This window comes from Vreelandella hamiltonii, from assembly GCF_014651775.1.
In the GTDB taxonomy this organism is placed as follows: Bacteria; Pseudomonadota; Gammaproteobacteria; order Pseudomonadales; family Halomonadaceae; genus Vreelandella; species Vreelandella hamiltonii.
Map to the genome: position 1 here is coordinate 25401 of NZ_BMXN01000033.1, position 6333 is coordinate 31733.

The window sequence follows — 6333 nt, forward strand, 5'->3', positions numbered from 1 at the left end:
TCATGCACGCTTCTTTTGGTCGTTTTATCAAAACCTCACCCCACTGGGCCGTTGCCTTTTTAGCCATTCTGGTGGTTACCTTTTACTGGTTCGTGTGGGCAGAAGAACGCTATGTATCGCGTGCCACTGTCGTGCTGGAGAGCCCCCAGGTAGCTCCTCCAGAGTTCAGTCTTTCTTCACTCATGGGGGGCGGCGGAGGAAACACGCACGACCTGTTATTGTTACGCGAGCACCTACTCTCAGTAGACATGCTGCGTTTGCTGGACCAACAGCTCGGCATTCGCCAGCACTACAGCGAAAATGGCGATTTTTTTGCTCGGCTGCGTGATCCGGCTGCACCCATTGAAGATCTGCATCAATATTATTTGCGTCGGGTAGAAGTAGAGCTGGACGAATACGCCGGCGTACTGAATATCCAAGTACAAGGTTACACGCCAGAGTTTGCGCAAAATCTGGCCACGCTTCTGCTTGAAGCAGGCGAAAACCACATGAACGAAATGGGCCATCGGCTCGCCGATGAGCAAGTACGTTTTCTTGAGCAACAAATGGTGCGTCTAGAAGAGCGCTTCAATGATACTCGCGCACGCCTGCTGGAGTTCCAGAACGAATTTGGCTTGGTGTCTCCCACCAGTACGGTAGAAAGTATCAATCAAGTAGTGGCCACGTTGGAAGCAGACCTCGCGCGTTTCCAGGCGCAACGTAATGCCCTGGCAAGCTTCCAAAGCGCCCAATCGGCCGAGCTTCGTCAGGTCGAGCGCAACATAGAAGCCCTGCGAGACCAGATAACCCAACAGCGCGATCGGCTGGCACAGGCCACCGGCAATTCGCTCAACCGGGTATCAGCAGAGTATGAAACCCTGGAGCTGCAGGCACAGTTTGCTCAGGAAACCTACTCAAGTGCCCTGGCTGCACTCGAAAACACACGCCTGGAAGCCGCCCGCCAGCTCAAACAAGTCAGCGTGCTACAAAGCCCGCTGATGCCCGAATACCCCACAGAACCAAACCGACTCTATAACAGCAGCGTGTTTGCCATCATCACTATCTTCCTGTCATTCATCCTCAGCATGATCATCATGATCGTCAAGGATCACCGGGATTAGAGTGGGTGAGTGGTGAGTGGTGAGTGGTGAGTGGTGAGTGGTGAGGGGGAAGGCGTGCCACCCCGTAGCGCGGCGTAACGAAAGAGCGAGAGCAACGAGCAAAAGAGGCTCCCGCGGAGGCGGCGCCAGCCGCCTGATAACGCCACCACACGCCAAAACGCTCAAAGAAAGCACGCTAAAAAAGCACGAAAAGGAATTCCATGCTCGATATTACACACCACGGCGGGGCAACGGGCGTGACGGGGAGCTGTCACCAGCTCATTCTCGATAGCGAACACTCACTGCTGATCGACTGCGGGCTTTTTCAGGGCGAAGACACCACCGAAGACACTTTCCAGCAGCTCCAGATCGAATTCGATATCAGCACCGTCAAAGCGCTGGTCATCACCCACGTACATATCGATCACGTAGGACGCTTGCCCTACCTGCTGGCGGCGGGATTCAAAGGGCCCATCATCTGCTCCATCCCCTCGGCCAAACTGCTGCCGCTGGTGATCGAAGATGCCCTGAAAATCGGCTTCACCCGTAACGCCCAGCTCATCGAACGTTTTCAGCAGCAGTTGGAAAGCCAGATCATCAGCGTGCCCTACGGTAAATGGCACACCGTGTTTGAAAAAACCGAAGCAGGCGGCATCACCACCCGAGTGAAGCTCAAGCGGGCAGGGCACATACTGGGCTCCAGCTACGTGGAAGTAGCCCACCAGCACCCCAGCGGCGAAAAGGAACGGGTCATCTTCAGCGGCGATCTAGGCGCTCCCTACGCACCGCTACTGCCCGCGCCCCAATCGCCTTATGGCTGCGAACAATTGGTACTAGAAAGCACCTACGGCGACCGCCAGCACCCTGACCGCCGCCAGCGCCGCGCCACGCTGAAACAGGCCATCGAGCAAGCGCTCACTAACGGCGGCACGGTCATGGTGCCCGCCTTCAGTATTGGCCGAACCCAAGAGCTGCTCTACGAGCTGGAAGGCATCATTCATGAAGCCGAGCGCAACGCCAAACGCGGGCTGCCCAAAAGCCTATGGCAAACGCTGGAGATCATCGTCGATTCGCCGCTGGCCGCCCGCTTCACCCAGGTATACCGCGAGCTGAAGCCCTACTGGGACGACGAAGCCCAACGCCGCCTGCGCAGTGGCCGCCACCCGCTCAACTTCGCCAACCTCTACACCGTAGACAGCCACGAAGCCCACGAGCGAACGGTCAGCTACCTGGCCAGCACAGGCCGCCCAGCGGTGGTCATCGCCGCCAGCGGCATGTGCGCAGGCGGGCGCATCATGAACTACCTCAAAGCCATGCTGGGCGATGAACGCCACCAGGTACTGTTCGTCGGCTACCAGGGCGCAGGCACCCCAGGCCGCGCCATTCAGCAATATGGCCCGCGTGGCGGCTGGGTCGAGATCGACAACCAGCGATACGATATCAAAACAGGCGTCACCTCCATCAGCGGCTACTCCGCCCATGCCGACCAGAAAGACCTGCTCAACTTCGTCAAACGCATGCGCCGCTGGCCCCACACCATCCACCTGGTGCACGGCGAACAAACCGCCCGCAGCGCACTCAAACGTGAGCTGGAAGCGATGTACACCCGTAAAGGAAAGGGTGTGACAGTGGTGAATGGTGAATAGCACCCCCTTGCAAATCGTAATGGCCAAATGAGGCAATGACCCCGTAGCGCGGCGTAACGAAAGAGCGAGGCAACGAGCGAATGAGGCACCCGCGTTGGCGGCGCCAGCCGCCCCGATCAAGCCACAGTGATCGAGCAAAGCTCATTGGCCTCATCAGCACCCCTCACGGGGTGCTTCGCGGGTGCGCTTCGCTTACACCGCGCTACGAAACACCGCCATCATTGGCAACGTGCCCAGTAGCGCGGCGTAACGAAAGAGCGAGAGCAACGAGCGAAAGAGGCACCCGCGTTGGCGGCGCCAGCCGCCCCGATCAAGCCACAGTGATCGAGCAAAGCTCATTGGCCTCATCGGCACCCCTGGCGGGGTGCTTCGCGGGTGCGCTCCGCTTACACCGCGCTACGAAACACCGCCATCATTGGCCACGTGCCCCCGTAGCGCGGCGTAACGAAAGAGCGAGAGCAACGAGCGAAAGAGGCACCCGCGTGGGCGGCGCCAGCCGCCCTGATTGGGCCACGGTGGTGGAGCAACCCTCGCTGGCTTATTCGGCACCCCCGACGGGGTGCTTCGCGGGTGCGCTCCGCTTACACCGCGCTACGAAATACCGCCATCATTGACCGCGTGCCCCCGTAGCGCGGCGTAACGAAAGAGCGAGAGCAACGAGCGAAAGAGGCACCCGCGTTGGCGGCGCCAGCCGCCCCGATCAAGCCACGGTGATCGAGCAAAGCTCATTGGCCTCATCAGCACCCCTCACGGGGTGCTTCGCGGGTGCGCTCCGCTTACACCGCGCTACGAAATACCGCCATCATTGGCCGCGTGCCCCCGTAGCGCGGCGTAACGAAAGAGCGAGAGCAACGAGCGAAAGAGGCACCCGCGTGGGCGGCGCCAGCCGCCCTGATTGGGCCACGGTGGTGGAGCAACCCTCGCTGGCTTATTCGGCACCCCCGACGGGGTGCTTCGCGGGTGCGCTCCGCTTACACCGCGCTACGAAATACCGCCATTATTGACCGCGTGCCCCCGTAGCGCGGCGTAACGAAAGAGCGAGAGCAACGAGCGAAAGAGGCACCCGCGTTGGCGGCGCCAGCCGCCCCGATCAAGCCACGGTGATCGAGCAAAGCTCATTGGCCTCATCAGCACCCCTCACGGGGTGCTTCGCGGGTGCGCTCCGCTTACACCGCGCTACGAAATACCGCCATCATTGGCCGCGTGCCCCCGTAGCGCGGCGTAACGAAAGAGCGAGAGCAACGAGCGAAAGAGGCACCCACAGCGGCGGCCCGGCGTGAAGGCGGCGCCAGCCGCCCTGATCGGGCCACGGTGGTGGAATAACCTCATTGGCATATTCAGCACCCCTAACGAAGCCACCGCATACTTGCCCAGCCCAGCAGTTGAATCAAACGTTGACAGAATCGGTGAAATCAATGCACCCCACGAACGCCCCATTCAACATTTACCCCTCACCATTCACAAACCCAAAATGATTGAAATAAAGAACCTCTACAAGCGTTACCACAACCATCACGGTAGCGACTGGGTGCTGAAAGATATCAATGTCACGATCCCCCAAGGGGTGAGCGTAGGGTTGATTGGTGCCAACGGAGCGGGTAAATCCACCTTATTGCGTCTTATCGCGGGCATGGATTCCCCCGAGCGTGGTGAAGTAATTCGCCACAGCCGTGTTTCCTGGCCTGTGGGCCTTTCCGGCGGCATGCAAGGCAACATGACCGGGCGCCAGAATGCCAAGTTCGTCGCCCGAGTTCAGGGCAGTGGCCCAGAAGAAGTCAAACGCGTCATCAAGTTCGTAGAAGAATTCGCGGAAATAGGCCCCGCATTCGACGAACCCATTCGTACCTACTCCTCCGGTATGAAGTCACGCATTTCGTTTGGCCTTTCACTCGCCTTCGACTTCGATGTGTACATTTCAGACGAAGCTACCGCCGTAGGTGACCGCGCGTTCAAGGCAAAAGCCAAAAATCTTTTTCAATCCAAGATTGGCGTGTCATCGCTGATCATGGTCTCGCACTCGGAAGGGATTCTGAAAGACCTCTGCCAAGCCGGTTTGTACATCAAACAGGGTCAAGCGCATTGGTACGACGATATTCATGACGCCATTGCCGCTTACCATGCCGATATCGATCATAAAAAGCGCAGTGCCGAATTGCCCAAAGATGCCAAGGGCGCGCGCCAATACCTGCAAGCCTGCCATGCCGACCTGAAAGCCGCGCAAGAGCGCTTGAACGATGCCAAAGAGCAGGGCGACAAAAAAGAGATCGCCGCTGCTAAAAAAGCCGTTCAAGAAGCCGGTAGCCGTGCCAAAGAAGCGCGATTACACCTGGAGTCCCTTGAGTGAACGGGCCTGGTCGCTAAGCACTGGAAAATTAGAACGTCATGCAAAAAACATTGTTTATTACCGGTGGAGCAGGGTTTATCGGCTCCGCCGTGGTGCGTGAATTGATCAACAGCACCCAGCATCAAGTCGTCAATATCGATAAGCTCACCTACGCAGGTAATCTGGAATCCTTGGCCAGCGTGGAAGCCAGCGAGCGCTACACCTTTGTGCAAGCCGACATTGGTGACGCCGTGGCCATGCAGCAGCTGTTCGCGCACCACCAGCCCGATATCGTCTTGCACCTGGCCGCCGAAAGCCACGTAGACCGCTCTATCGATGGCCCCGCCGAATTTATCCAAACCAATATCGTGGGCACGGCAGTGCTGCTGGAAGCCGCCCGTGGCTACTGGAAAGCGCTACAAGCCACCAACGCCGCCAAGGCGGAAGCCTTTCGCTTTCACCACGTCTCCACCGATGAAGTATATGGTGACCTGGAAGGCACCGACGACCTCTTCACCGAGACAACGCCCTACGCTCCCAGCTCACCCTATTCCGCCAGCAAGGCAAGTTCCGACCATCTGGTACGTGCCTGGCAGCGCACCTATGGCCTGCCCACGCTGGTCACCAACTGCTCGAACAACTACGGCCCGTACCACTTTCCGGAAAAGCTCATTCCGCTGATGATCCTGAACGCCCTCGCCGGTAAAGCGCTGCCTGTCTACGGTGACGGCCAACAGATCCGCGACTGGCTCTACGTCGAAGACCACGCCCGCGCGCTTATCAAGGTAGCCACCGAAGGCCAGGTAGGCGAAACCTACAACATTGGTGGGCACAACGAAAAAGCCAACCTCACGGTAGTCGAAACCCTCTGCGACCTGCTGCAAGAGCTGGTGCCCAGTGAAAAATCCTACCGAGACTTGATCACCTTCGTGACCGACCGCCCAGGCCACGACGTACGCTACGCCATCGACGCCAGCAAGATCGAACGCGAACTCGGCTGGAAGCCGCAGGAAACCTTCGAGACCGGCCTGCGCAAAACCGTGGAGTGGTACCTTGCCAACGAAACCTGGTGGAAACGCGTACAAAACGGCAGCTACCAAGGCCAACGCCTCGGCAGCCTGTAGAGCCACTGCTTTTTGCCACGGAAAACACGGAAAGCACGGATAAAACCAAGATATGGTTTGTAACTATTCAGGTGGTTGCGGATAGCCTGTCGACAACCACCTGATTTTTCTGGCATAGTGCACAGCATCATTCGGCACACCTATGCGGCGATATGACCATC

The 6333-nt window shown here is 58.5% G+C and carries 4 protein-coding genes; all 4 read left to right on the forward strand.

Annotation, left to right across the window (positions count from 1 at the left end; translation table 11 throughout):
• Positions 1-2: 2 nt before the first annotated feature.
• The 4 genes from IE091_RS17180 (at position 3) to rfbB (ending at position 6172) form a co-directional block, all read left to right on the forward strand.
• A complete protein-coding gene (locus tag IE091_RS17180) occupies positions 3-1100 on the forward strand; it encodes a KpsE/RkpR family capsule polysaccharide export protein (protein WP_096923265.1) in 1098 nt (365 codons plus the stop codon).
• Positions 1101-1300: 200 nt separating this feature from the next.
• Positions 1301-2725, forward strand: a complete 1425-nt coding sequence (locus IE091_RS17185) for an MBL fold metallo-hydrolase RNA specificity domain-containing protein (RefSeq protein WP_189464209.1) — start codon at positions 1301-1303, stop codon at positions 2723-2725.
• A 1276-nt stretch (positions 2726-4001) separates the two neighbouring features.
• Positions 4002-5069 carry an ABC transporter ATP-binding protein gene (locus tag IE091_RS17190; protein WP_229800879.1) on the forward strand — a complete coding sequence of 356 codons (1068 nt, stop codon included), beginning with the start codon at positions 4002-4004 and terminating at the stop codon, positions 5067-5069.
• A 38-nt stretch (positions 5070-5107) separates the two neighbouring features.
• Positions 5108-6172 carry a dTDP-glucose 4,6-dehydratase gene (gene rfbB, locus IE091_RS17195; protein WP_096923263.1) on the forward strand — a complete coding sequence of 355 codons (1065 nt, stop codon included), beginning with the start codon at positions 5108-5110 and terminating at the stop codon, positions 6170-6172.
• The last annotated feature ends 161 nt before the right edge of the window (positions 6173-6333 follow it).